Raw genomic sequence first — 24,999 nt, forward strand, 5'->3', positions numbered from 1 at the left:
TTTTTTTCCTTTGTTTTAGTTTTTAACAGATATTTTTTCTACAATCTGAATTTTCCAATAGTTAAAAGAACCTTCAATAATTTTTTCTCTTGCCTTTCTGACAAGTTCAAGATAAAAATAAAGATTATGTATCGAAGCCAATTCAAGCGCAAGAATTTCTTCTGCAACAAATAAATGTCTTAAATACGCTCTGGTAAAATTTCTGCAAGTGTAACAATTGCAATTCTCATCAAGCGGCTTAAAGTCATCTTTATATTTTGCATTTCGCATTGAAAGAGTTCCATTCCAGGTAAACACATTTGCATTCCTTGCATTCCTTGTTGGCATCACACAATCGAACATATCAACACCACGAGCAATTGACTCAAGAATATTTTCAGGTCTTCCAACTCCCATCAGATACCTTGGTTGCTCAACCGGCATAAGTTCAGTAGTAAAATCAACAAGTTCATACATTTGTTCTGTTGGTTCTCCAACAGCTAAACCACCAATTGCATAACTATCAAATTCAAGTGCAAGCAAATCCTCGACTGATTGTTTTCTTAAATCCTTGTAAACACTTCCTTGAATTATTCCGAATAAAAATTGTTTGTGACCATATCTTGGCTCAGAATTATCAAAAGCATTTTTATTCAGAACAGCCCAATTACTTGTCAACTGAACAGATTTTTTTGCATATTCATACTCGCACGGATAAGGAGCACATTCATCCAGAACCATCATTATATCTGAACCAATACTTCTTTGAATCTGAATTACTTTTTCAGGTGTAAAAAAATGTTTTGAGCCATCAAGATGCGACCTGAATTCAACTCCATTTTCTTTTAGCTTTCGTAATTCAGTCAAACTAAAAACCTGATAACCACCGCTATCTGTAAGTATTGGCTTTTGCCAATTCATAAACCTATGCAAGCCACCTGCAGCTTCAAGAATTTCGGTACCTGGTCTTAAGTAAAGATGATAAGTGTTTGAAAGAACAATCTGAGCTTTTATTTCCTGCTCGAGATAATATTGATTTACAGCTTTAACAGTACCTTGAGTGCCTACTGGCATAAAAATCGGCGTTTCAACAACACCGTGATCAGTTTCAAACCATCCGGCACGAGCTTTAGAATTTTTATCTTGTGCAACTAAATTAAGTTTAAGCAATAATCAATCTTCTTCTTGAATTTTGTATTACAAATTTAACTTAAAAATGGATGTTCCCCAATGTAAGATTTGACAGTTGTGATTGAGTTTATATGCGTTTAAGAAATCTCATTCTAAAAATTTTGATTTCTCTTCTGCGGTTGGAATTCTGCAAGAATCTTTTCTGCCAAAAATTTTATATCTATTCTTTGCAATCAAATCATAAAATAAATCCCTGAGGAATTTCGGAAGTATTTTACCAAGGACTAATGCTTTGGGAAATCCTCTTAAGCATCTTGCAATACTGATTACAGCATCTGATTTTGTGAGATAAGTATCGCCATCAACAAGAATGAAAGTATCAAATTCATCCGTTGGCAGATTGAATCTTTTCAGCAATTCCTGTCCTGCTTTCGATTGAAGTGAAGAGAAAAGGAAAAGATTTTTGTTATCACGATCAATTATAAAATTCACCCAATAATTACAAAAGTTACAAACACCATCAAATAGAACAATCTTTTTATTCATTTCTTACAATAAGCTTGATTAATTCAATTTTAGTTTGAGTTGCTTTAACAATGATAATATCATAATTATCAATCAGGAACGACTCGCCTTGTTTCGGTATTCTTCCAAGCCGATTTTCAATATATCCGGCAACTGTTTCGTAATCTCCTTCAGGAATTCCTATTTTATATTTTTCATTCAGATGATCAATTTCAACTTTACCACTAATTAAATAAGTATCTCTTGAAATTCTTCGGCAGATGTGTTCTTCAACATCATATTCATCTTTTATTTCACCGAAAAGTTCTTCAATAATATCTTCCATCGTTACAATTCCCGCTGTGCCACCAAATTCATCAACCACAACAGCAATGGAAATTTTACTTTCCAGTAACTCATTCAAAACTTCGAGACTTCTCTTGGTTTCAGGATAAAATTTAATTTCACGCAGAACTTCAGTTATAGTTTTGGGATTGGCGAATAAATCTTTGGCGAGAATAACACCTTTGATGTTATCCAGGTTTTCTTCATAAACAATTAACTTAGAATAACCTGAATCAATAAAAGTTTTATGAACATCCTCTATTGATGAATGAATTTCGACACCAACAATTTCAGTTCTGGGACGCATTGCTTCATAAACTTTTTGTTCGCCAAGGTCAATTACTTTTTCGATTATATTTTTTTCCTGAGGCAAAACTTTTCCAGCTTTATGTCCTTCATCTAAAAGAGCTTTAATATCTTCTTTATCAAACAACTGAGAAATATTTTCAGCTTTCTGGGAACTAACATTGGAAGTAAGTTTATCAGAAATAAATGTCAATGCTTTTATGAAAGGGAATAAAATTGTTGTAATTATCCTGAGAATCGATGATGAAACAATGATAAATAAATCAGCGGTTTCGTGAGCGAAATATTTTGGAATTAATTCACCAAAAAATAAAAGTAAGAAAGTAGTTATTGATAAGATTTGTATTTCGGTTAAGTTAAATAAAGATGCTAAAATGACCGCACTTAATGATGCAAAAGCAATATTAACAATATTATTTCCAAGAAGGATTGTAGAGAAAAATGTATTCGGATTGTTCAGATAGTAAGCAACATTTCTTGCAACTAAATCTTTCTTTCTGGTTTTGACTTCAAGCTTGAGTTTGTTGGCAGCAATGTAAGCTATTTCTGTAGAGGAAAAATAAGCACTAAGTATAAGCAGCACTATTAGTAATAAAATTTCAGTAACCATCAGTAAGCTCTGGTAAGAGTAATTTCTTTCAAATCTTCTTCAACTTTATCACCATTGAACTCAAAAACAAAATGAAAGTCAACAGATTCTGCTTTCATCATTGTTTCAGTTACTTTAATTCCCTGTTCAGAATAAAAATTAAATCTTATTACTTTCATTGAATCAGTTACAACTTCATCATAAAACTGAAGTAATGGTTGTGATTTGTGTATCAGTTCATCTTTGTAATAAACTTCTACAGATGAAAATTTCATCCTGTCTGCAAGTTGTTTTTCAATTTCAAAAGTACCGGAATAATGAAAAGAAGGTTCTCCGCCAGGCATTAAGTTTAACCAGCAATTAGTTTCAAGAATTGTAATTGATTTATCATTTTCTAATCGGGCAGTACTGCAGCAAGCATTCATAAACAAGATTGTAATAGCAATCAAATAAATAATTGATTTCATATAATTTTATAGATGATTAAAACTGTTACAATTGCATAACTGATAACGGTAAGAATCATCGGAATATCAGTCATCATAACCTGAGTTGTGTTTTCTCCCTGATTGCTCTGATATTCGAGATACATATATCTGAAAATTCCAAAGACGACAAAAGGTGTTGTATAAATAAGATTTTCTGTATTGAATACCGAAACAGTTCTCTGAGAAACTGTGTAAAGTGCATAACAAATAATCACGCCCGAAGCAGCAACAGTTGCCATCTGATTTGTGAAATTAGTTGAATACTCAGCAAGCACTTTGCGTGTTGATTTGTTGTTATCTGCAACCTGAACAAGCTCGGAGTGTCTTTTCATAACACCAAGAAAAAGTGAAATAAACATTGTGGTAAGAATTAACCAGCTTGAAACAGGAACATCAATTACTGCTGCACCAGCAAGCACTCTGATTGAAAATCCTGCTGCAATGCTGAATATATCAAGTATAACTATGTGTTTCAGATAGAATGAATATAAAATGTTGAGAATCAGAAAAGCATAAAGGAATGAAACGAATTGATAATTGAAAATAAAATAGGATGACAAAACAACAATCAATAAAACAACAGAAAGTATAATTGCAGACGATTTACTGATTTTACCTGATGCAAGCGGACGATTTTTCTTTTTTGGATGGGCACGATCAGCTTCAATATCGATAATATCATTAACAACATAAACGAAGCTGGATGCAAGACTAAAAACAATAAATGCTTTAAATGAAAGAAGAAGATAATCTTTGTCAAAAAGATGTAACGAAAATAAAAGTGGAACAAATACAAAAAAGTTTTTAATCCACTGTGGAACACGAATTAGTTTGAGATAATCTTTAATCATCAGAATACTGAAACCTCCTCGTATGTTCCAAAGACTTCTTTGAGTTCGCCCACCATTTCACCAAGTGTTACATAATTTTGTGCTGCTTTTACAAGCACAGGCATCAGATTTTTACCATCGATAGCTGCCTGTTTAATTTCCTTAAGAGATTCTTCAACTGCCTGCTGATTGCGGCTCTGACGAAGATCTGCTAATCTTTGCTTTTGCTGGATTTCAACTTCGGGTGGAATTGTGAGAATTGGAATGTCTATTTTCTCATCAGGTTCAACGAATTCATTCACACCAACTATGATTTTTTCTTTTCTTTCGACTTCTTTCTGATAACGATATGCTGCATCAGCAATTTCTTTCTGAAAATAACCGGCTTCAATTGCAGGAATTACTCCTCCCATTGCATCAATCTGTTCAAAAATTTCATTTGCTTCTTTTTCCATCTGATCAGTTAATGCCTCAACAAAATAACTTCCTCCAAGAGGATCAACTGTATTAATCACACCTGTTTCATAAGCAATAAGTTGCTGAGTTCTTAGGGCAATCTTAACAGCTTTTTCACTTGGAAGAGCAAGTGTTTCATCCATCGAATTTGTATGCAATGATTGAGTGCCACCAAGTACTCCGGCAAGTGCCTGAATTGCGGTTCTGACAATATTATTTTCCGGTTGCTGAGCAGTTAATGTACATCCTGCAGTTTGAGTATGAAATCGTAACCACCAGCTTCTTGGATTTTTGGCTCCGTATCTTTCTCTCATTCGTTTAGCATAAATTTTTCGTGCTGCACGGAACTTTGCAATCTCTTCAAAGAAATCAAGATGAGAATTGAAGAAGAAAGAAATTCTTGGTGCAAAGGAATCCACATCCATTCCTCTTTCGATACAAGCTTCAATGTAAGCAAATCCATCCGCGAGTGTATAAGCAAGTTCCTGCACGGCAGTTGAACCTGCTTCGCGAATATGATAACCACTAACAGAAACCGGATTCCACTGAGGAACTTCGTTTGTGCAGTATTCAATCATATCAACAATTATTCGCATTGAAGGAGTTGGAGGGAAAATGTATTCTTTCTGTGCAATGTATTCTTTTAGAATATCATTTTGTAATGTTCCTCTAAGCTGTTTGAAATCTACTCCTTGTTTTTGTGCTACTGCAAGATAGAATGCAAAAATCATTGCAGCCGGAGAATTTATTGTCATCGAAGTAGAAACTTTATCAAGCGGAATTTTATCAAACAACACTTCCATATCTTTTAATGATGAAACCGACACACCACAAATTCCTACTTCACCTTCACTTAAAGGTGCATCTGCATCCCAACCCATCAATGTCGGAAGATCAAAAGCAACAGATAAACCTGTTTGTCCGTTATTAAGCAGATAATGAAACCTTTGATTAGTATCTTCCGGAGTTCCGAATCCAGCGAACTGACGCATTGTCCAGATTTTTCCACGATAGCCATTTGCGTGGATGCCTCTGGTGTAAGGATATTCACCCGGAAAACCGATTTCAGATAAATAGTTGATATGCTCAACATCATCAGGACCGTAAAGCACATTAATATCTCTGCCGCTTACAGTCGTAAATTTCATTCCTGTTGTTTTCGCAGCTTTGGCTTTTTCTTCATAAGCTTTACGCTGAGCAAGATATTCTTTATCTGCCATAGTTTAACCTTTAATTGTTATCGGATTAGTGTTTCAAAATTAGGTTCTTCCAAATCGTCTGTCAAATTCTTCAAGAGAAATTTTTATTACAATTGGTCTTCCGTGAGGACAAACATAAGGCATTGAAGTAGCAAACAGCTGATCAATCAATAGTCTCATTTCACTTTCTGATAATTTATCTCCGGCTTTTATTGCCGTTTTACAGGAATAAGATTTCGCAATGTTATCTTTTTCCTCAAGTTTTTTTTCAAGCTGATTTGTCTTAAACTCTTCGATAAATTCTTTAAGTATTCTTTCTTCCGAACCGCTTTTGATATCTTCAGGAACGCCTTCGATTGTAATGTAATATCTGGAAGAAAATTTTAATTGAAATCCAAGTCTGTGAAGATGTGAATTAAGTTCTTTAAGAATTTCATAACTCGCAGGATCGAACTGAATTGTAATAGGAAATAATAATTGTTGTGAAAAAGGAATATCCGTTTCTAATCTTGATAAAGCTTTCTCATACAATATTCTTTCGTGAGCAACATGCTGATCAATAATCATTAAGCCGGATTTAATCTGAGATAAAATGTATTTGTTATGAAGCTGAATAATGAAACTTGGTTCTTCATCATCAGCAGTTGTCTTTTTCTCCAATTTATATTCCTGCTGCGATTCAGATTCAATAAATTCAGGGATGAAATTACTTTGCTCTTTCCTGATAACATTTGTTGCAAGATTACCAAATACAAGTTCAATATCTTCGTCAGAAATTCTCTCACGCTTTGAATCAATTGATTTCGAAAAAACCGGTCTGTCAGAGAAATCATTTTTCGCAACAGGAGTAAAAGCATTAAATGAAAGTTTCTCTTCTGAATTTTCATTCCCTGAAAAAGTCATTGATGGAACAAGATCGTGGCTGCCGATTGATTTCCTTATAACAGCAAGTACAAAATTGTAAACATCTTTTTCGTCATCAAATTTTACTTCAAGCTTTGATGGGTGAATATTCACATCAACTTTAGAAGGATCAATTTCCATGAACAGCACAAAGAAAGGATAATCACCTTTTTCAAGAATGTTTTCGAATGCTGTAAATACAGCATGATTGATATGTTTATTAACTACAAATCTTTTGTTAAGATAAAGATATTGCTCACCTTTACTTTTACGAAATATTGACGGCTTACCGATGTATCCGTGCAATGAAAGATATTCCGTTTTTTCTTCAACCGGAATTAAAGCATCAAGCATATTATCTGCAAATATCTGTGCAATTCTTTCTTCAACTGTTCCGGATTTATAATCATTCACAAGTGTGTCATTGTTATAAAATTTAAAATTTATTTCGGGATGAGCAAGTGCAATCCGATTGAATGTATCAATTACATGTTTAAGTTCTGTTGCATCTGATTTAAGAAATTTTCTTCTTGCTGGAGTATTGTAAAAAAGATTTTTCACCGAAACACAAGTTCCTTTGTTTACAGAAACTTTTTCTTTAATGATCTCACCTTCTTTTTCAATCCGGATAAGAGTACCAATTTCCTGCTGGGCAGTTTGAGTTCTGATTTCAATTTGTGATACAGCAGCAATGGAGCTCAAAGCTTCACCGCGAAATCCAAGTGTTCTGATTGCCTCGAGATCGGAAAGAGTTGAAATTTTACTTGTAGCATGTTTCTGAATACAAAGGATTGCATCTTCTTCCGTCATTCCAATACCATCATCACAAACCTGAATTAAAGACTTACCGGCTTGTTTAATTATCAGCTCAATGTTTTTTGCTTCGGCATCGATTGAGTTTTCAAGTAATTCTTTAACTACAGATTCAGGTCGTTGAACAACTTCGCCTGCTGCAATTTTGTTTGCAAGATTTTCGGGTAATATTTTAATTCTACCTGACATTAAATCCTTTTATACAAATAAACTTCAAATAATTCTTTATCCATAATTTTTTCTTTCTTCCAGTTAGATTCATCAAACTCAGGAAAATAAACATCACCTTCTGCAGTAAACTTCATTCTGGAGATTATCATTTCATCAACAATGGGAATTGCAATTTTATATATTTCAGCACCACCGATAATAAAAATTTTTTCGAACTTCTTTTCTCTGCAAAAATTAATTGCTTCATCAAGTGAAGAGAATATCAGTACATCATCGAATTGTGTTTTGTATTCCGGATTTCTTGTAATAACAATATTTAATCTTTCCTTCAGTGGATTACCAAGCGTTTCAAAAGTTTTTCTTCCCATTAATACCGGGAAACCTTTCGTAGTATTTTTGAAATGTTTGAATTCTTCGCTTACATGCCAGGACATTTCTCCGGATGATTTACCAATAACTCCATTCTGCGCAATTGCAACAATTAAACTGATAATCAAACCGCAACCTCAAATTTAATTTTAGGATGATGCTGATATCCGATCAGTTCAAAATCTTCGAATTGAAGTTCATCAATTGGCTTTTTGGCAATTTTAAGTTGTGGTAATGGAAATGGCTCACGGGTTAATTGTAATTTTAATCCTTCAAGATGATCGTATTTCTCAGTCGGACTTCCTTTATCTGCAACATAGATATGTGCATCGATAATTGTATGAGCAAAATAACCAAGTTCAAGATTTGTTTCTTGTGCAATAATTTGAGTAAGTATTGAGTATGCAGCAAGATTAAAAGGAATTCCAAGAGCAATATCGCCGCTTCGTTGTGTGAGATGACAATTAAGTTTTCCGTTACTTACATTAAATGCAAATGTGTAATGACAAGGTGGTAATTTACTAATCACAGCATTAGCAGGATGCCAGGCAGTAATGACAAGTCTTCTTGAGTTAGGATTACTTTTAATTTCATTTATTACCCAACCAACCTGATCAAAAACCAATGAACCATTTGATTCTCTTTTTACGAAAGGATGATTTTCTTCCACAAAAATTTCTCCGTCTAAAGCTGCTGATTTATCGGGTACAGGAAATCGTCTCCAAAATCTTCCATAAGCTGTTTGAAGTCGTCCATTTTCATCAGCCCAGGCATCCCAGATTTTTGTATGTTGTTTCAGATTTCTGATATGTTCTTCACCTGATAAATACCAAAGTACTTCGTAAAGCAACGACTTCCATTCCATCTTTTTTGTTGTAAGAAGAGGAAATCCTTTCGAAAGATCAACTCTGTAAAAAGCACCAAAATAAGAGATTGTGTCCACTCCAGTTCGGGATGATTTGCGGACACCTTCATTCATTACAAGTTTTACCAAATCGTGATATTGTTTCATTTATTACCTGATAATTTCTGAAAATTTTGTGTTGGAATTTAAAGAAAAAGGAAGGATAGAAAAACATTAAATTTTGAGCAAAAATCAGAACATTCTGTAAAGGTAGCTCAACTCCGGAGAGTTAGACTGCAATTATTTTGGAAAATCACTTCACCACAACCATTTTCTTTCATCAACAAAATCACCGGCTGAAAGACGGTAGATATAAACTCCGTTTGCAAGTGAACTGGCATCAAATTCTGTCTCATAATTTCCAGGTTCTTTGTAATTATCTTCAAGCGTAAACAATTCTCTTCCAAGTACATCATATATTTTTAGTTGAACCAATTGTCTCTCTTTTATTGAATATTTGATTTGTGTTGTGGGATTGAATGGATTAGGGTAATTCTGCTCGAGCTTATACTCAGTTACTGTTGCCGGGTATCCTGATGCTGATTTATCAATAGCAATACCATCAACCATATAATAACTTCCACTAAACTCCATATTTCTAATTGAATAGTAATGTTCATAGAAAAGACCTTTTATTCCATGTGCAAGAGCAAGCATTGTCTCAGCACTTATTTCTTATGGTGTCGGTGTTCTATAACCATAGGATAATTTACTCTGTTTATCTCTCCAGCCAAAGGTCTGAAGAGTAACAAAGAAATCGTTTTGTTGAAGATGTGCTTGTTGTAAATTTCTTTGAAACCAGTAAAGTGTAAAATCATTAGCTGTGTTGTTCCCATTTTCATCAGAGACAAAAGGTGCATACCAGAAATTTATTTTCTTCGGTTTAGCTAATTGATAATACAAAGGCCAAGTTTTTGACCCATCTCTGTAATGACTCCATCCCGGATACCAGTGAACAAGAAGATTTTTATCAGTATTTAAAGAATCCATTATTTGCTGTACCCTTTTTATAGGTATGTAACCATCTATCGAATAGGGTGCATCTATTGTGACATAATATTTTAGTTTTTCATATAGATTTGGATTAGAAGAAAAACTTAAGTTATAATCCCTGATAGCATTCTTTGTTTGTGATATCCTATTAATAAAATAATATTCCCAAATTTTCTCATCATAAACTTCGATATAGTCAATGAATAACTGTCTGTTACCAAGCCATTTGACAATAAACTGAACTTCTGAGCCAATATTCAAAGATGGATTTGTATCTATTTCTGAAAAAGGTTTTGTTATTGTAGCTGGATGAATACCAGAAGAATTAGCAATTCCCTCAAAAATTATATAATCTTTATAATTATAACTTAGTGTAAAGTTCTGATATGCGGTATTTAATACATCTGTGGTAAGAGTATCAATATCAAGTATTTTAGAATATCCTGTCGAGGGCTTTGTCATTAGTACCATTATTATACATACAGGCAATGATTCACTCGAAGGAAAATCAATTTTCATCCTGAAGTTTGCCTTGTAATTAATTGGGGTGGGATTCCAGGCTGGATTAGTAAAAGTATATCTTGGATACTGCCAGTAATTAGGTCCGTAGATTACTGTATCACCTATGTTATTATCAGATGTCTTCCATCCCTTAGTACCATCTGCCTCTTGATAAAACTCACCTCCCTGATGTTTTATACCAACACTTCCATTAAATATACTGTCTCCTTCTGCTTCCCATTTCATATATTTTGCCTGAGTAAAGTAACTTATCCAATCTATATTCTCAGGTTCTTCATTACACCAATCACAATTTTCGCTTCCCGTGCCCGAGTCATTGGATGCATATATATAATTAAATCTGCTCAGTTGCTGAAAGTTATTTGTCTGACCTAATCTTGGCACTTCTCTAACAACCATCTGATGAACAGAATTAGTTCCCATCAGTTGCACTTGATCATAGTTTCCATACAATGTTAATGCTCCTTCGCCTGAATGAATAAATACACCTCTGATAAATTCTTCCTGTTGTGCATTTGAAGAATATATAATAAGCAGTAAAAACAGAAATACAAAAGTTATTTTATTAGTTTCTGATTTAGCTTTTTTCTCCATTTCATTTTTCCTCCAGTTTTTCTATGTGATTGCTGATAGTCATTTAATAAACAACATCTTCTTTGAATCAGTAAAAACAGGAATATCCCCTCTGCCTCTTACCATTATCTGGTAGATGTATATGCCGCTGGCTATGAGTGTTTGCGGAACAGTCTGGAGACTGTTCCCTACATTAAATTCTACTTCATAATACCCTCCCTGCTGATATTGGTTTACAAGTATATCTACTAACTCTCCCTTTATGTTATATACATAAAGTTTTACATATCCGTCTTCTTTCAACCGGTATCCAATCTTTGTTGTCGGATTAAATGGATTAGGATAGTTCTGATAGAGGTAGTAGTCATTTATTGTAATCGGATAATCATTGATTGAAGAAAATACTATTGCTAACTCTTCAGATGGATTTGACTGATTGCCCTGTCTGTCAACACAGGTAATCTTATAATACAACCGTTCATATTCCTGATTAAGCTTGTCAACAAAGAAAGTATCAGTGGTTGAACCAAAAAGAGTTGTTGAATCAGCAGTGAAGTCAGGATTTAATGAGCGGAAAATGTTATAATGAGAAGTATCAGCTTCAGTGTTTCTGTTCCATCGAAGCATTATTCTGCCTGTATCAACCAGAGCAGTAAGATTAACAGGAGGTTTAGGAGGCAAGTCCTGATAAATATAACGCTGTCCGAAAGGACCTCCGTAGAGTCCTATGTCGCTTCTTGTGCCGTCGAGGTCAAGAATTGTAGGGTCACCAGCATCAATAAGCGGAGAGAACTTCTGAAGACGATAGTCGAGACTATCTGAGCGTACAAACATTGGATCTCTGTAAATGTTTGTACTGTCTGCTGAGAAATTCGTATAGTTAATAACGTTGTTCCATAGATTATTGTATTGAAAATTTAGATCACTGCCTCCGCCAACTCTTTGAATTGCACTATAATTATTTTCAAAATGATTATTTTTTAATGTGGCAGAGTTTCCTGAAAACCCATGACCGTAACTAGGCCATCCTATTATTGCATTGTTTATGATTGTATCACCATAAGAAGAGATCCCCGTATTTGAACCCAACGGACCACCTCTAAACTCATAGAGGAAAAAATTATTTTTCAAAATTGAGTTGTGAGTAAAGCCGTCAAATCCATCATAGTTAGGATATAGGATTACATTATTCAGATATGTGGATTTATTATATAAACCTGAGGATAATCCTACATTTGGGTAAATAATAATATTATTCGATATTAAGGAATTTGTGAAACTACAATAAATTCCATAATCAGTATTAATGACATGATTCAATTCTATTAAGTTGTAACCTAAAGGATAAGTGTAAATATCTACTCCATATTTGGCAAATAGAATTTTATTGTTCTTGATAATATTCAAAGAACCATATACATAAATTCCTGTGCCCCAATCAATTCTTTTGCAGTATATCTTAAATCCTTCAATCAATGAATTATTATTTAATGAAACAGAATAAAAATCAGTTGTTGCCGGAAATTGTCTCGTATCAATAACACAGCTATCCATCCCTGCGCCGATTAAAGACAAACCGGGTATCATTACTATTTTTTCTTTGTAAACTCCATTTGCTACATAAATAGTATCACCGTATTCACAAATGTTTATACACTTCTGTATGCTGTCTGCAGCAGTAGCCCAGCTTGTGTATGGCGGTGTACTGCTGCCGGTTTTACTTACATAACGGATGGTTGCATTTAGCTCAGGTGAAAAGTAAAAAGTCAAAAGAGAAAAGAAAAAAAGTAAAGACAGAGATGATTGTTTTGTTTTCATAAAGATATTCCCAAAGAAGAATATTTTTTCCGATTGATGTTAAGAGTTTTTAAGAAGAGATGCAAGAATAGAAGTAGAACTATTTTCAGAAATCTTTATTTAATTGATATGATCCCCGTCAAATCCTTTTCTAAATCTTCCTTAGGAGTTTAAATTATTTTTCGGGGTTCTTCATTAATTCGATAAAAGAATCTGTTCCGGCCAATTTCTGACCTAAATCCTGAGCTACATACCAGAAGTTGGGTTGTGCTTCCCAGGCCCATTGAAGTGAGTTCTGAAGATAATCAAGTCCTTCCCAGTAAGCTTGTCCGGTATATGCAGGGTAATGATCAATCATAAGTTTTTTGGTATTGCTTACCTGAACAAACTGTTTGAGATGATGCTCGCCATTAAACTCGCCTCGCCAGTGTCGGATATATTTCAGTAATTGTGTTTTTGCCGGGTGTAACTGTGTTAACCAGAGAATCAACTATTCTCATTGGCAAATAGGTGTCTATTGAGTTTGGTTCATCGTTTACATACCAGTACTTTAATTTCGATATTGTGCCATACTGCTGTGCCATGTTTTTAATTTTATTTATTGTCGAGTCTCTACGTAGTGGATTAATAAATCCATCTCCCCACACAGTACTATCGTATACTTCCACATAATCAATATAAAGTTTTCCAATACCGCTCCATTCAAGTTTGAATTCAATTCCCGATAGCACCACATCATCTTCATATAATGTGTCTGCAGATGGAATTATATTCTCCGGCATTCTTCTGTCCCTAATAATGTATCCGTCAGGCAGTTGATATGAGATTGTAAAATTTCTGAAACTACTGTCAGCCGGAAAATCCCTTACACGAAGCAGTTTCTCATTAAGTGGAATAACAACAATGTGTGTGTCAGGAAAAACCCCATATCTGTAACTGTATGTTACTTTCATTTTGCATACCTCATCGTCCTGTGATTTCTGAGGTATGTTGCTGAATGCCATACGGTAGGATGCTATGTAGGTGATTTTAGGATTAGGGTCCCAAAATCCATAATCATATTTTTTATCCTGATGATAATGAGGACCCCAAAGAACACTATCAACTCTGTGTCCAATATCCCTTTGTGTTGCCCAACATTTAGCGCCAAGATGTGTTTCAACCTGCCCGTATAAATAAGGAGGTGTTCCATTTTTATGCGGATGCTTAAACCCGACCCTGCCAAATACAAATTCATTCCTTTCTGCTTCCCATTTACTGTAATATCCTTTTGAGTAATATCCGATGTAATCCTGTGGACTGGATTCTTTAATTCCAATAAGATTTTGATTTAATGCTGTAGTTGTGTCAGGTATAATACCGTCTATTATATAGTTGAACCCAGCACTGTCCAGATATGCTTTTGCATTCTGATAATTCCACGAAGTATTAAGATGTGAAAATACTCCGTATGTGAAATCAGGATTTTGTGGTTGTTCCTGTGAGTGTATCGCTGTGCTTATTATGATTGAACTAATCTACTATCATCCGAGAGATTTTTTATCTTTAATTTCATTTTGTTTTTCCTCCCGTTTTTCTTTGTGATTGCTGATAGTTATTTAATAAACAACATCTTCTTTGAATCAGTAAAAACAGGAATATCCCCTCTGCCTCTTACCATTATCTGGTAGATGTATATGCCGCTGGCTATGAGTGTTTGCGGAACAGTCTGGAGACCCTTTCCTACATTAAATTCTACTTCATAATACCCTCCCTGCTGATATTGGTTTACAAGTATATCTACTACCTCTCCCTTTATGTTATATACATAAAGTTTTACATATCCGTCTTCTTTCAACCGGTATCCAATCTTTGTTGTCGGATTAAATGGATTAGGATAGTTCTGATAGAGGTAGTAGTCATTTATTGTAATCGGATAATCATTGATTGAAGAAAATACTATTGCTATCTCTTCTGATGGATTTGATTGATTGCCCTGTCTGTCAACACAGGTAATCTTGTAATACAACCGTTCATATTCCTGATTAAGCTTGTCAACAAAGAAAGTATCTGTGGTTGAACCAATAAGAGTTGTTGAATCAGCCGTGAAGTCGGGATTTAATGAGCGGAAAATGTTATAATGAGAAGTATCAGCTTCAGTGTTTCTGTTCCATCGAAGCAGTATTCTGCCCGTATCAACCAGAGCAGTAAGATTAACAGGAGGTTTAGGAGGCAAATCCTGATAAATATAACGCTGTCCGAAAGGACCTCCGTAGAGTCCTATGTCGCTTCTTGTGCCGTCGAGGTCAAGGATTGTAGGGTCACCAGCATCAATAAGCGGAGAGAACTTCTGAAGATGGAAGTCAAGTTCACCCTGTGTTGTATCATCGTTTACAATCATCGGGTCAACAGTTGTGTTTGTTGAATCAGGTGTAAATCCGCTGTAACTTATCTGTGAGTTCCAGACATTGTTGTGATGGGCATTAACTTGTGTTCCTGCATTTATCCCGTATTGTGGTTTAACTATTGCATTGTTAACCAATTCTATTAAATTAGGGTAAATGCCTGTTGTTCCAATGCCAATTTTTAATTTCCCAAATACCAGATTATTATATACCTTATGAGGAACGCTTGTACAATAAATACCCGTAGCTTCACCCAGACTATCGAAAGCAATAACAACATTGTTATATACTTTTGCGGTATCTGAATAACTATTTGAAAACCCCACGGAACTTCTGCCTCTTAGAATAATAAAATTATTTCTGACCGTTGGCTTTGAACCAAATGAATTTCTTATTGCAGTTCCGTAAGTATCTATGAAGTTTGAATCTATTATAGGTTCATAAAATAGATATGGTGTGTTTAGATATATTCCATAATCGCAATCAGTTATTATATTACCTTTTACCATTGCGCTAGAATTTGAAAAATAGATTCCATCACCAGATTCTAGTATATGGTTATTTTTTATTAAAGCATTCACACCTGATATCCAGATAGCAATTCCAGCTTTAATTATTTTACAATAAGTTATAATAGAATTATTCAGTACATTAATTCCATAACCAGTTTCTTTATTATTTGAAACAACTAGAAAAAAGTCTTTAAAGAGACAATTTTCACTAACAACCACAGATGTATATAATTGTGTAGTTAAATATCTAGTGTCAATTATACAACTATCCATCCCAACGCCAATTAGAGACAAACCAGGTATCATGATGATTTGTTCCCTGTAAACACCATTTGCCACATAAATTGTATCGCCATTTTCACAAATGTTGATACACTTTTGTATGCTGTCTGCAGCAGTTGCCCAGCTTGTGTATGGCGGTGTACTGCTGCCGGTTTTACTTACATAACGGATGGTTGCATTTAGCTCAGGTGAAAAGTAAAAAGTCAGGAGTAAAAAGAAAAAAAGTATAAACAGAGTGGATTGTTTTGTTTTCATAAAGATATTCCCAAAGAAGAATATTTTTTCCGATTGATGTTAAGAGTTTTTTGGAAGAGATGCAAGAAGAGAGGAAATAAAAGTAGCCCATCCCAAAGGAATGAGCTACGGATAAAATTTAATGCTTAATTTCTTCAACTGGAATTACAGTGTGTCTCATCGAATGAACTTTATTTGCAACAGGTAAATTTATCTCTTTACTTACTCGTTGTTCAAAGTAATCACGAAATCTTTCAACCATATATTTTACTGGCCAGGCAGCAGCTTCACCTAATGCACAAATTGTATTCCCTTCAATCTGATTCGCAACGGTAATAAGTAAATCCAAATCACTAACAGAACCTTTTCCGGCAATTAATCTTTTCAAAATCTTTTCAAGCCAACCGGTTCCTTCACGACAAGGTGTACATTGCCCGCAACTTTCGTGATGATAGAAGTGAGCAATCCGAGCTAACACTTTAACCAAATCAGTGTCTTCATCCATCACCATTATTCCGCCTGTACCGATTGCAGAGCCGGCAGCTTTAAGTGATTCGGCATCCATCTTTACACCTTCAATCTGATCACCTCGAAGAGGAGGCATTGAGGAACCACCAGGAATAACACAAAGAATCTTTTTATTACCCGGAACTCCTCCTGCGTATTTATAAATTATATCAGTCAGCAAAGTACCCGAAGGTAATTCGTAAACACCTGGTTTATTAACATGACCGCTAACTCCAAAAAGAATAGTTCCGGGATGTTTCGGTTCACCAATCGAAGCAAACCATTCCCAACCTTTGTTTATTATTGGAGGAACATTTGCGATAGTTTCCACATTATTTATCGTTGTCGGGCATCCCCATAAACCATTTTGTGCAGGAAAGGGAGGTTTAACTCTTGGATATCCTCTTTTTCCTTCTATAGAATTCATTAAAGCAGATTCTTCTCCACAGATATAAGCACCTGCACCTTTGTGTATGTAAATATCGCAGGAGAAATCTGTCCCGAATTTTTCTTTCATCTTCTCACCAAGGTATCCGTTAGCATAAGCATCATCCAAAGCTTTTTGCATCAGCTTTATCCATTTATGGTATTCACCACGAATGTAGATATAGGCAACTTTAGCACCGATTGCATAGCAAGTAATAATAGTTCCTTCGATTAGCTGATGAGGATTGTACTCGAAAATTTGTCTGTCTTTGAAAGAACCAGGTTCACTCTCATCTCCGTTTACGCAAAGGTATTTAGGTTTATCAGTAGTCTTGGGCATAAAGCTCCACTTCAATCCGGTAAGAAAAGCAGCGCCACCTCTTCCACGAAGTCCAGATCTTTTTACCTGATCGATAATATCGTCAGGTGATTGTGTAAAAGCTTTTTTAGCTGCTGTGTATCCGCCGTGTTGAAGATAAACATCAAGTATATGAAAGTCTTTAATATCCGGTAAAACTATTTTTTCCATTAGTTTGTATTCTTTAATGAATCTAAAATTTCGTTAACTTTTTCTTTGGTAAGGTTTTCAAAATAGTCTTCATTTATTGCGAACATTGGAGCAGTTCCACAACTTCCCATACATTCAACTTCTTCAAGAGAGAATTTCCCATCCTGGGTTACCTGCATGTTATCAATACCAAGTTTCTCTTTAACCTGATTCCATATATCATAACCACCTCTGAGCATACATGAAACATTTGTGCAAACCTGAATATGATACTTGCCCATTGGTTTCTGATGATACATCGTATAGAATGTAACCACGCCTAAAACATCGTGCGGATGCATATCAAGAATTTTAGCAATTTCCTTCATCACTTCGCTTGTGATATAGCCATTCTGTTCCTGAGCAATATAAAGTGCAGCCATAACAGCTGATTGCTTTTTCGGATACTTTTTAATCTCAGCATTTATCCGTTCTAAATTTTCCGGTGTGAATTTGAAGTCCATATTTAAGTTTAAGTTAATGTTTAAGTTTAAGATTTGAAATTCAATCTTTTAACTTTTGGTAGTTATTAAAATCAGAGCCATAATTTTCATCATCTTCATAAACCCGTTCGGAGTTACTTCTGACTAAACCTACCAACATAGATATTATCTCAATTAAAATATCTTTACCTTCTTTATTCTTTTCAACTGTGATTCGTTTTCTTCTTAACAAAACATCGAGACAAGCCGCACTTTCTGAAGCTGAACCACGAGCAATATCATAGTATTTGTTCTTATCTTTAATAGAGTATTTTCCAGTTCCTTCCGCAATGTTTAATGGGATTGATGTGGAGCTTTTATCAATTTGTTCGTAAACATGAAGTTTATCTTTAACTCTTGATAGTATGTTTTCTACAAATTCTACAAAATCTAAAGACCTCTGATAAACAATTAATTTTTCGTGACTGAATTGTTTTTCCATTTTAATTTTTGTTACAATTTATATAAATAAGAAACTCAGATTGACCTTGTCTTTAACTTAAGCTTAAACTTAAACTTCGTCACTTATCCGCTTCACCCATTATAGGGTCAATACTTCCGATTATTGCCACCACATCCGAAATCATATGTCCTTTAACCAGATGTGGCAAAGCTTGTAAGTTATTAAATGAAGGTGAACGAATTTTACATTTCCATGGATGACCTTCACCTTTACTTACAAGGTAAAATCCAAGTTCTCCTTTTGAACCTTCAATAGCGTGATAAATTTCTCCTACTGGAGGATTGATACCAAAATTAACAATCATAAAATCATGAATAAGTTCTTCCATTCTGGTATAAATTTCCGTTTTGTGAGGAAGAACTTTTTTAGGACTGTTTGCAAGCACTTCTCCCTGAGGCATCTTTTCCAAAATTTGTCTTACAATCTTTGCACTTTCTCTCATCTCATCAACACGAACAAAATAACGAGCTAAAGAATCACCTTCGGTATAAGTCGGAATATTAAAATCAATTTCGTTGTACTTCAGATAAGGAGTTGCTCTTCGTAAATCGAATTCTATTCCTGATGCACGCAAACTTGGTCCTGTAACACCAAGATCCAAAGCAAGCTCACCTGACATCACACCTATTCCTTCAAGTCTTTCAATAAAAATTCTATTTGTGTTTAAGAGCTTTTCACACTCAGTAAGATTATCATCAAACTGATCAATAAACCATTTTACTTTTGCCAAAGCTTCAGGTGGTGCATCATTAGCTACTCCACCAATTCTGGTATAACTGTTTGTGAATCTTGCACCACAAAGAATATCCCAGATATCAAGAACTTTCTCTCGTTCACGCAAGGTCCATAAAAATACTGTCAAAGCACCAACATCCATCGCAAAGGCACCAACAGCAACAAGATGTGAAGTAATTCTTGCAAGCTCAGCAACCATCATACGAATATATTGTGCTCTTGGTGGAACTTCTATTCCAGCTAACTTTTCAACTGCTAAAACCCATGCAACATTATTAGCCATAGGGGAAATGTAATCAAGTCTGTCAGTGTGAGGGATGTACTCATAATAACTCATATTCTCAGCCATCTTCTCATATCCACGATGAAGATAACCAAGCTCAGGAACGCAACCTATAACTGTTTCGCCATCGAGTCTTAATAAAACACGCAACACACCATGAGTTGCTGGATGCTGCGGTCCCATATTAAGAATCATTTCATTTTCAAGGGCATCTTCAATCGTTATGTCAGTATCTTTTAGAAGCGCCTGAACTATTTTCGGATGGACATCATCTTTTGTTAGTTTTTCCATATCACATTATTTTTTTGGTAATGGAAGTGAACCCGGAATTCCAAGAAGAGGAAAATCTTTTCTCAATGGATGATATTCAAAGTCTTCTGGCATATACATTCTTCTTAAATCCGGATGATTATTAAATATTATTCCGTACATATCATAACATTCTCTTTCCTGCCAGTTAGCAGCCCGCCAAACAGATGAAACCGAATCAATATTGCTATCCTTTTCATCAACATCAGCTTTAAGTTTTAATCGGAATTTGTTCTTGAGTGAGAAGATATGATAAACTACAGTAAATCTGTTTTTGCGAGTTGCCCAATCAACTGCAGTAATATCTTCGCACAAAAGAAATTGTAAATCAGCATCCTCTTTAAGCAATTTACAAACAGGAAAGATAAATTTTTTATCAAGCTTTACACAGAACTCATCTTTATATTCTGAAAATTCAAGACTGGCTTCTGGAAAGTTTGATTGCAATTTCTGCTGAATAAGTTCTTTAAATTCCATATTAGTTTGATTGTATTACATTTAATTCCGGAAGTTTCAGATCCTGAAAATCTCTTGCTCTGGTTTTTCCGATTTTTTCCTGAATCATAATTAAAGCGTTTAACAGATTATCCGGTCTTGGCGGACAACCAGCAACATAAACATCAACGGGCAAAAACTGATCTATTCCCTGCACAACAGAATAAGAACGATACATTCCGCCGGTTGATGTGCAAGCGCCCATCGCAATTACCCATTTTGGATCAGGCATCTGATCATAAATTTTTCTGACAACATGAGACATCTTGTAGGTAACTGTTCCTGCAACAATCATCAAATCGCATTGACGAGGGGTGAATCTCATCACCTCTGAGCCAAATCTTGCAATATCATATTTTGGATCACCAACAGCCATCATTTCAATAGCACAGCAGGAAATACCCATAGGCATTGGCCAAACAGAATTTTTTCTTGCCCAGCCAATTATAGCATCAAGTTTGGTTACAAGAAATCCATCTTGATTTAATTTAGCTTCTAATCCCATTTGAATCCTCCTTTTTTATAAGCATACAAATAACCTAATTCAAGAACTACTAAGAATATAAACATCGAAACGAAAATTGAAATTCCCAATTCACCAAATAATTTTTTGAACTGAACAGCCCATGGGTAAATAAAAATCACTTCCAGATCAAAAATTATGAAAAGCATAGCAACCAGATAATATTTTACTGATACTCTTTCATTTGTAGTTCCAATTGGCTGCATTCCACTTTCGTATGTGGAAACTTTGCTTTTATTAGGTCTTTGAGGTCCAAAAATTTTGGATGTAAATACAGTTACTACTGCAAAAATCAGAGCAACAGTAATTACGAGAAAAATTGGTATATATTGTTCCAGCATTGTTTTTATTTATTAAAATTTGCTGGCAAAGTTATCCAAAAATTGAATGATTGTCAATTTAAAGTATAATTCCTTACAGTGCTTTTTCTTACTTAGTATTCTAATTTCTCATCAGATTAAGAATAGAAATTTTAATTTCAGATTCCATAAATTTGAATAAAGAATGTGTAAAATAATTTGTGCCTGGAATTGCCTAAATATTTCAAATTGAAATTCGTTACAGCCATACTGATACTTTTAAGTTTTGGCATAATTGCGCAAACCAGGATTGATAGTCTTGAGTTTATCAGACCATTCCCAAAAACCAACTTACTTTCTTCGAAACTTGATAAGCAATTAAATACTTATTACCTGAATTCCGGTATTAATTTTTTCAATCGTTTCTCAGGTTATTCATTTGGCATTTCTGAGGATTATAAATCCAGTTTCATTAAAGGGATTGAAAAAACTGTTCGTGATGAACATCATTTTGCACTAAACCTGAATTACCATTTTTCAGATAAAATAGATTTTGGTTTGATAGGAAATAACACTATTCTTTCTGATAGTCGTACACTGGAAATTAATCAATCTTCCATTTCGAATATAATTTTATTCTCGAGGATAAAATCTCTGAAGGACTTTTCATTTGCACCATTTTCAGGTTATTCCAATAACAGACAAATTGGTGAAAACGATTATGGATTTGTTTATGGTTTTGAAGCAGGTGGAGACAAAATCAATATTTCAGATTTTCAATTCGATGCAGAACTGAAATTTAAAAATGAAGATATCTCTCCACGAAAAAATTATTCCAGGTATCTTAATCTTAATATGTTAAACTACTTTGAAAGAAATGTTTATAATAATTTTAACATAAAGTATTACCAATCACGAAAAGATTTTTATATAAATGCAGATTCAGTTACATCGCAGCAGTTCAGCATTAAAAATAATATTCAGAACAGAATTGAATCTGGTTATCAACTGCAAAACAGATTTTTCTTTGATGAATTCCTTGATATTCTAACACTTGATGCAACAGGAAAAGTTACACTAAGAAATATTGAACGCGGTTTGAAGTACAAATCAACTGAAGTGCAATCTTCTTCTATCTTCGATTCTCAAATCGATGAATTAAAACTTGAACTTGATGCGATATTAGGATATCGGTCCAGAAGTTTTAATTCAACTATAAGATTCACAATGAACGAGAAAGATGAAAAACATAAAGCAATAAGATTTCAGGGAATAAACGAAGCTTTTTTTAATCAAAGAGAAGAATCAGAACAGCAAAAAAATAATACCAGCAGTTACGCAACACTTTCATTTGACGGAGGTTTGAATCTAAGCGAAGATGATAAATTCACTTTAAGTGTCTATCAGAGCAAACTTAAATACGATACTCCAAGTGCGTTAAACGATGATGACCGTGATGAAATACTTTCAATAGCCAGATTAGGTTACTATAAAAAACTCAATCCATTTTTCACAGCATTCATAAATGCAGAAGGTTCTTACTCACATACTGTTTATATCTTTGCTTCAAGAAGTTCTAACAACAACATCAACAGAATCATTAAATTAAAAACCGGTGGCGAGTATATTGGTTCAAACTTCAGTTCATTTAATAGTTTTGATGTTTCTGCAAATTACACAGTATATGATTTTGAGGATTTAACATCACCATTAAAAAGTTTTTCATTCAGACAATTCACTGCAATTGATTCCACGACAATAAGAATAACATCAAGTACATCCATATTTATCTTTGGATACATTAAGATATCAGAGCAAGGAATTTTGAACTGGAATTCGTTTTCTGAGAAACCAACGAGAGCATTAAGAGAAATTTATTTAGAACCACGATTAATTTTATATCGTGCAAGTTCTTTATTTTCAGTTGGGATAAGATATTTTTCATTAAGCACTTTTAATTATAAAGGAAAGGACCTCGATTTAGATTCGGAATATCGAAGTATCGGACCAACAACAATAATTCAGTCGAGGTTATTCAAAAAACTTTTAATTTCAATTACTGGATTTTATGAGTTCATATCGCTTACAAACTCTGAAAGCAAACAACAGGCAAATTTGAATTTGGGTATTAGTTGGAATTTCTGAAACAATAGTTTAATTTTTCACAAAAATTTAAGATAGATTTGCCACAGACACATTATCATTTAGAAATAGAAAGCGATCCAAGAAATCTTATTACCGTAGAAGAGTTTGTAAATTACTTTGCATTAGATCTGGGACTTGATGAAGAAAAGCTCAATGGTCTTTTGCTTTCAGTAACCGAAGCTACAACAAACGCCATCAAACACGGTAATAAAAATGACATCAACAAAATGGTTAACATTGATGTTGATGTTGTAAATGATTACTTGATAATTTCGGTAAAAGATCAGGGTGCCGGATTCAATCCTGCTGATGTACCTGACCCAACTCATCCCGAAAATTTACTTAAAGACTCCGGAAGAGGACTCTATCTTATGAGAGTTTATATGGACGAAGTTGATTTTAAGAATACTCCTCAGGGGACAGAAACAATTCTTAAATTAAAAATAAAATAGTTTATTCTTCCTCATCTTTTGCAACTGCTTAAAAGCTTATCTAATTTTGATTGTAGTAAAAATAAATTTTAGGAGAAAATATTATGTCCAGAAAAAAAATTGCTTTAATCGGTGGTGGACAAATTGGTGGTGTTTTAGCACAACTAATTGCCCAAAGACAACTCGGTGATATCGTAATGTATGATATAGTTGAGGATTTGCCACAAGGTAAATGCCTTGATATTGCCGAAGCTTCAAGAATTGATGGATTTGATGTAGTTGTAAAAGGTACCAATGATTATAAAGATATTGAAGGGTCAGATTTAGTAATCGTCACTGCAGGTTTACCAAGAAAACCAGGGATGAGCAGAGATGATCTTCTCACAACCAATGCTAAGATTATGAAGACCGTTGCTGAAAATGTAAAGCAATATGCACCAAATGCAATTTCTATTATAATTTCAAATCCATTGGATGCGATGGTAACTCTGTACAAAAAGATTACAGGATTTCCTGAGAGCAGGGTTATGGGTCAGGCAGGTGTTTTGGACTCTTCACGATTTGCAACCTTCATCGCCTGGGAATTAGGAGTTTCAGTCAAAGATGTAAATGCATTAGTATTAGGTGGACACGGAGATACTATGGTCCCGATTGTTCGTTATGCAAATGTAAACGGAATTCCGGCAATGGAATTACTCGAGAAAAAATACGGAGATAAAAACAAAGCAAAAGAAGTTATGACTGCAATGGTTGAAAGAACAAAACAAGCTGGTGGTGAGGTCGTTAAATTACTCAAAACAGGTTCAGCTTTTTATTCACCCGCATCTGCAGCAATAGCAATGGCTGAATCCATTATTTATGATGAAAAGAGAGTTCTTCCGGTCTGTGCTTACCTAAATGGTGAGTATGGAGTTAAAGGATATTATGTTGGTGTTCCTGCAGTTCTTGGAGAAAATGGTGTAGAAAAAGTTATTGAATTTGATTTGGATACAGAAGAAAAAGCATTACTCGATAATTCAGTTAATGCAGTTAAATCTCTTGTAGCAGATATGGAAAGATTAGGATTCTGA

At 34.4% G+C, this 24,999-nt stretch carries 25 protein-coding genes; 3 read left to right on the top strand and 22 right to left on the bottom strand.

Translation table 11 applies throughout. The features are described from left to right. Positions 1 to 15: 15 nt before the first annotated feature. The 22 genes from tgt to Q0X14_RS05265 all read right to left on the bottom strand — a co-directional run bounded on the left by tgt (position 16) and on the right by Q0X14_RS05265 (position 21,395). Positions 16 to 1,149 carry a tRNA guanosine(34) transglycosylase Tgt gene (gene tgt, locus Q0X14_RS05160; protein WP_297843377.1) on the bottom strand — a complete coding sequence of 378 codons (1,134 nt, stop codon included), beginning with the start codon at positions 1,147 to 1,149 and terminating at the stop codon, positions 16 to 18. A gap of 108 nt (positions 1,150 to 1,257) precedes the next feature. After that, positions 1,258 to 1,656: a thiol-disulfide oxidoreductase DCC family protein gene (locus tag Q0X14_RS05165; protein WP_297843381.1), complete on the bottom strand. Its 399-nt coding sequence runs from the start codon at positions 1,654 to 1,656 to the stop codon at positions 1,258 to 1,260. Beyond that, positions 1,649 to 2,875 (bottom strand): hemolysin family protein, encoded by a 1,227-nt coding sequence (locus Q0X14_RS05170; protein WP_297843383.1) that lies wholly within the window; start codon positions 2,873 to 2,875, stop codon positions 1,649 to 1,651. Before Q0X14_RS05170 ends, Q0X14_RS05165 begins: the two co-directional genes overlap by 8 nt. Then, positions 2,875 to 3,321: a hypothetical protein gene (locus Q0X14_RS05175; protein ID WP_297843387.1), complete on the bottom strand. Its 447-nt coding sequence runs from the start codon at positions 3,319 to 3,321 to the stop codon at positions 2,875 to 2,877. The genes Q0X14_RS05170 and Q0X14_RS05175 overlap by 1 nt, the downstream gene beginning before the upstream one ends. Further along, complete coding sequence (locus Q0X14_RS05180; protein ID WP_297843390.1) at positions 3,318 to 4,193, bottom strand: decaprenyl-phosphate phosphoribosyltransferase; 876 nt, start codon at positions 4,191 to 4,193, stop codon at positions 3,318 to 3,320. Before Q0X14_RS05180 ends, Q0X14_RS05175 begins: the two co-directional genes overlap by 4 nt. After that, positions 4,193 to 5,848 (bottom strand): methylmalonyl-CoA mutase family protein, encoded by a 1,656-nt coding sequence (locus Q0X14_RS05185; protein WP_297843392.1) that lies wholly within the window; start codon positions 5,846 to 5,848, stop codon positions 4,193 to 4,195. The genes Q0X14_RS05180 and Q0X14_RS05185 overlap by 1 nt, the downstream gene beginning before the upstream one ends. Before the next feature lie 39 nt (positions 5,849 to 5,887). Beyond that, positions 5,888 to 7,732, bottom strand: coding sequence for a DNA mismatch repair endonuclease MutL (gene mutL, locus Q0X14_RS05190; RefSeq protein ID WP_297843395.1), 1,845 nt, complete (start codon positions 7,730 to 7,732; stop codon positions 5,888 to 5,890). Next, positions 7,732 to 8,211 carry a dihydrofolate reductase gene (locus tag Q0X14_RS05195; protein WP_297843398.1) on the bottom strand — a complete coding sequence of 160 codons (480 nt, stop codon included), beginning with the start codon at positions 8,209 to 8,211 and terminating at the stop codon, positions 7,732 to 7,734. The genes mutL and Q0X14_RS05195 overlap by 1 nt, the downstream gene beginning before the upstream one ends. Beyond that, complete coding sequence (thyA, locus tag Q0X14_RS05200) at positions 8,208 to 9,095, bottom strand: thymidylate synthase (protein ID WP_297843400.1); 888 nt, start codon at positions 9,093 to 9,095, stop codon at positions 8,208 to 8,210. Before thyA ends, Q0X14_RS05195 begins: the two co-directional genes overlap by 4 nt. 150 nt (positions 9,096 to 9,245) lie before the next feature. Then, entirely contained in the window at positions 9,246 to 9,644 is a 399-nt protein-coding gene (locus tag Q0X14_RS05205; protein WP_297843404.1) for a T9SS type A sorting domain-containing protein, read from the bottom strand. An 18-nt stretch (positions 9,645 to 9,662) separates the two neighbouring features. After that, complete coding sequence (locus tag Q0X14_RS05210) at positions 9,663 to 11,096, bottom strand: hypothetical protein (protein ID WP_297843406.1); 1,434 nt, start codon at positions 11,094 to 11,096, stop codon at positions 9,663 to 9,665. A gap of 39 nt (positions 11,097 to 11,135) precedes the next feature. After that, positions 11,136 to 12,893 carry a hypothetical protein gene (locus tag Q0X14_RS05215; RefSeq protein ID WP_297843409.1) on the bottom strand — a complete coding sequence of 586 codons (1,758 nt, stop codon included), beginning with the start codon at positions 12,891 to 12,893 and terminating at the stop codon, positions 11,136 to 11,138. Positions 12,894 to 13,047: 154 nt separating this feature from the next. After that, on the bottom strand, positions 13,048 to 13,230 hold the full coding sequence (locus tag Q0X14_RS05220; protein ID WP_297843411.1) for a hypothetical protein: 183 nt from the start codon (positions 13,228 to 13,230) through the stop codon (positions 13,048 to 13,050). Positions 13,231 to 13,282: 52 nt separating this feature from the next. Beyond that, the gene (locus tag Q0X14_RS05225; protein ID WP_297843414.1) at positions 13,283 to 13,825 is read right to left on the bottom strand and encodes a hypothetical protein; all 543 of its coding nucleotides are present in this window, start codon (positions 13,823 to 13,825) and stop codon (positions 13,283 to 13,285) included. 641 nt (positions 13,826 to 14,466) lie between these two features. Continuing rightward, positions 14,467 to 16,305 carry a hypothetical protein gene (locus Q0X14_RS05230; protein ID WP_297843419.1) on the bottom strand — a complete coding sequence of 613 codons (1,839 nt, stop codon included), beginning with the start codon at positions 16,303 to 16,305 and terminating at the stop codon, positions 14,467 to 14,469. Between the two features lie 118 nt (positions 16,306 to 16,423). Beyond that, positions 16,424 to 17,746, bottom strand: coding sequence for an NADH-quinone oxidoreductase subunit NuoF (gene nuoF, locus Q0X14_RS05235; protein WP_297843422.1), 1,323 nt, complete (start codon positions 17,744 to 17,746; stop codon positions 16,424 to 16,426). Then, complete coding sequence (nuoE, locus tag Q0X14_RS05240) at positions 17,746 to 18,228, bottom strand: NADH-quinone oxidoreductase subunit NuoE (RefSeq protein WP_297843425.1); 483 nt, start codon at positions 18,226 to 18,228, stop codon at positions 17,746 to 17,748. Before nuoE ends, nuoF begins: the two co-directional genes overlap by 1 nt. A gap of 40 nt (positions 18,229 to 18,268) precedes the next feature. Beyond that, positions 18,269 to 18,688: a four helix bundle protein gene (locus Q0X14_RS05245; RefSeq protein ID WP_297843428.1), complete on the bottom strand. Its 420-nt coding sequence runs from the start codon at positions 18,686 to 18,688 to the stop codon at positions 18,269 to 18,271. Positions 18,689 to 18,767: 79 nt separating this feature from the next. After that, entirely contained in the window at positions 18,768 to 20,018 is a 1,251-nt protein-coding gene (gene nuoD, locus Q0X14_RS05250) for an NADH dehydrogenase (quinone) subunit D (RefSeq protein ID WP_014560975.1), read from the bottom strand. Between the two features lie 6 nt (positions 20,019 to 20,024). Next, on the bottom strand, positions 20,025 to 20,513 hold the full coding sequence (locus Q0X14_RS05255) for an NADH-quinone oxidoreductase subunit C (protein ID WP_297843432.1): 489 nt from the start codon (positions 20,511 to 20,513) through the stop codon (positions 20,025 to 20,027). Between the two features lies 1 nt (position 20,514). After that, positions 20,515 to 21,036 carry an NADH-quinone oxidoreductase subunit NuoB gene (gene nuoB / locus Q0X14_RS05260; RefSeq protein ID WP_014560977.1) on the bottom strand — a complete coding sequence of 174 codons (522 nt, stop codon included), beginning with the start codon at positions 21,034 to 21,036 and terminating at the stop codon, positions 20,515 to 20,517. Beyond that, positions 21,027 to 21,395, bottom strand: a complete 369-nt coding sequence (locus tag Q0X14_RS05265) for an NADH-quinone oxidoreductase subunit A (protein WP_297843436.1) — start codon at positions 21,393 to 21,395, stop codon at positions 21,027 to 21,029. The genes nuoB and Q0X14_RS05265 overlap by 10 nt, the downstream gene beginning before the upstream one ends. 207 nt (positions 21,396 to 21,602) lie before the next feature. Between Q0X14_RS05265 and Q0X14_RS05270 the strand changes: the two genes are divergently transcribed. The 3 genes from Q0X14_RS05270 to mdh all read left to right on the top strand — a co-directional run bounded on the left by Q0X14_RS05270 (position 21,603) and on the right by mdh (position 24,999). Further along, positions 21,603 to 23,498, top strand: coding sequence for a hypothetical protein (locus tag Q0X14_RS05270; protein WP_297843439.1), 1,896 nt, complete (start codon positions 21,603 to 21,605; stop codon positions 23,496 to 23,498). A gap of 38 nt (positions 23,499 to 23,536) precedes the next feature. Continuing rightward, positions 23,537 to 23,950 carry an ATP-binding protein gene (locus Q0X14_RS05275; protein ID WP_297843442.1) on the top strand — a complete coding sequence of 138 codons (414 nt, stop codon included), beginning with the start codon at positions 23,537 to 23,539 and terminating at the stop codon, positions 23,948 to 23,950. An 83-nt stretch (positions 23,951 to 24,033) separates the two neighbouring features. Continuing rightward, positions 24,034 to 24,999 (top strand): malate dehydrogenase, encoded by a 966-nt coding sequence (gene mdh, locus Q0X14_RS05280; protein WP_297843444.1) that lies wholly within the window; start codon positions 24,034 to 24,036, stop codon positions 24,997 to 24,999.

The sequence above is a fragment of the Ignavibacterium sp. genome, from assembly GCF_025998815.1.
In the GTDB taxonomy this organism is placed as follows: domain Bacteria; phylum Bacteroidota; class Ignavibacteria; order Ignavibacteriales; family Ignavibacteriaceae; genus Ignavibacterium.

Coding starts and splice junctions, on each gene's coding strand:
- Q0X14_RS05165 (WP_297843381.1), bottom strand. CDS start 1,656: ATGAATAAAAAGATTGTTCTATTTGATGGTGTTTGTAACTTTTGTAAT.
- Q0X14_RS05170 (WP_297843383.1), bottom strand. CDS start 2,875: ATGGTTACTGAAATTTTATTACTAATAGTGCTGCTTATACTTAGTGCT.
- Q0X14_RS05175 (WP_297843387.1), bottom strand. CDS start 3,321: ATGAAATCAATTATTTATTTGATTGCTATTACAATCTTGTTTATGAAT.
- Q0X14_RS05180 (WP_297843390.1), bottom strand. CDS start 4,193: ATGATTAAAGATTATCTCAAACTAATTCGTGTTCCACAGTGGATTAAA.
- Q0X14_RS05185 (WP_297843392.1), bottom strand. CDS start 5,848: ATGGCAGATAAAGAATATCTTGCTCAGCGTAAAGCTTATGAAGAAAAA.
- mutL (WP_297843395.1), bottom strand. CDS start 7,732: ATGTCAGGTAGAATTAAAATATTACCCGAAAATCTTGCAAACAAAATT.
- thyA (WP_297843400.1), bottom strand. CDS start 9,095: ATGAAACAATATCACGATTTGGTAAAACTTGTAATGAATGAAGGTGTC.
- Q0X14_RS05205 (WP_297843404.1), bottom strand. CDS start 9,644: ATGCTTGCTCTTGCACATGGAATAAAAGGTCTTTTCTATGAACATTAC.
- Q0X14_RS05210 (WP_297843406.1), bottom strand. CDS start 11,096: ATGGAGAAAAAAGCTAAATCAGAAACTAATAAAATAACTTTTGTATTT.
- Q0X14_RS05215 (WP_297843409.1), bottom strand. CDS start 12,893: ATGAAAACAAAACAATCATCTCTGTCTTTACTTTTTTTCTTTTCTCTT.
- Q0X14_RS05220 (WP_297843411.1), bottom strand. CDS start 13,230: ATGATTGATCATTACCCTGCATATACCGGACAAGCTTACTGGGAAGGA.
- Q0X14_RS05225 (WP_297843414.1), bottom strand. CDS start 13,825: ATGAAAGTAACATACAGTTACAGATATGGGGTTTTTCCTGACACACAC.
- Q0X14_RS05230 (WP_297843419.1), bottom strand. CDS start 16,305: ATGAAAACAAAACAATCCACTCTGTTTATACTTTTTTTCTTTTTACTC.
- nuoF (WP_297843422.1), bottom strand. CDS start 17,746: ATGGAAAAAATAGTTTTACCGGATATTAAAGACTTTCATATACTTGAT.
- nuoE (WP_297843425.1), bottom strand. CDS start 18,228: ATGGACTTCAAATTCACACCGGAAAATTTAGAACGGATAAATGCTGAG.
- Q0X14_RS05245 (WP_297843428.1), bottom strand. CDS start 18,688: ATGGAAAAACAATTCAGTCACGAAAAATTAATTGTTTATCAGAGGTCT.
- nuoD (WP_014560975.1), bottom strand. CDS start 20,018: ATGGAAAAACTAACAAAAGATGATGTCCATCCGAAAATAGTTCAGGCG.
- Q0X14_RS05255 (WP_297843432.1), bottom strand. CDS start 20,513: ATGGAATTTAAAGAACTTATTCAGCAGAAATTGCAATCAAACTTTCCA.
- nuoB (WP_014560977.1), bottom strand. CDS start 21,036: ATGGGATTAGAAGCTAAATTAAATCAAGATGGATTTCTTGTAACCAAA.
- Q0X14_RS05265 (WP_297843436.1), bottom strand. CDS start 21,395: ATGCTGGAACAATATATACCAATTTTTCTCGTAATTACTGTTGCTCTG.
- mdh (WP_297843444.1), top strand. CDS start 24,034: ATGTCCAGAAAAAAAATTGCTTTAATCGGTGGTGGACAAATTGGTGGT.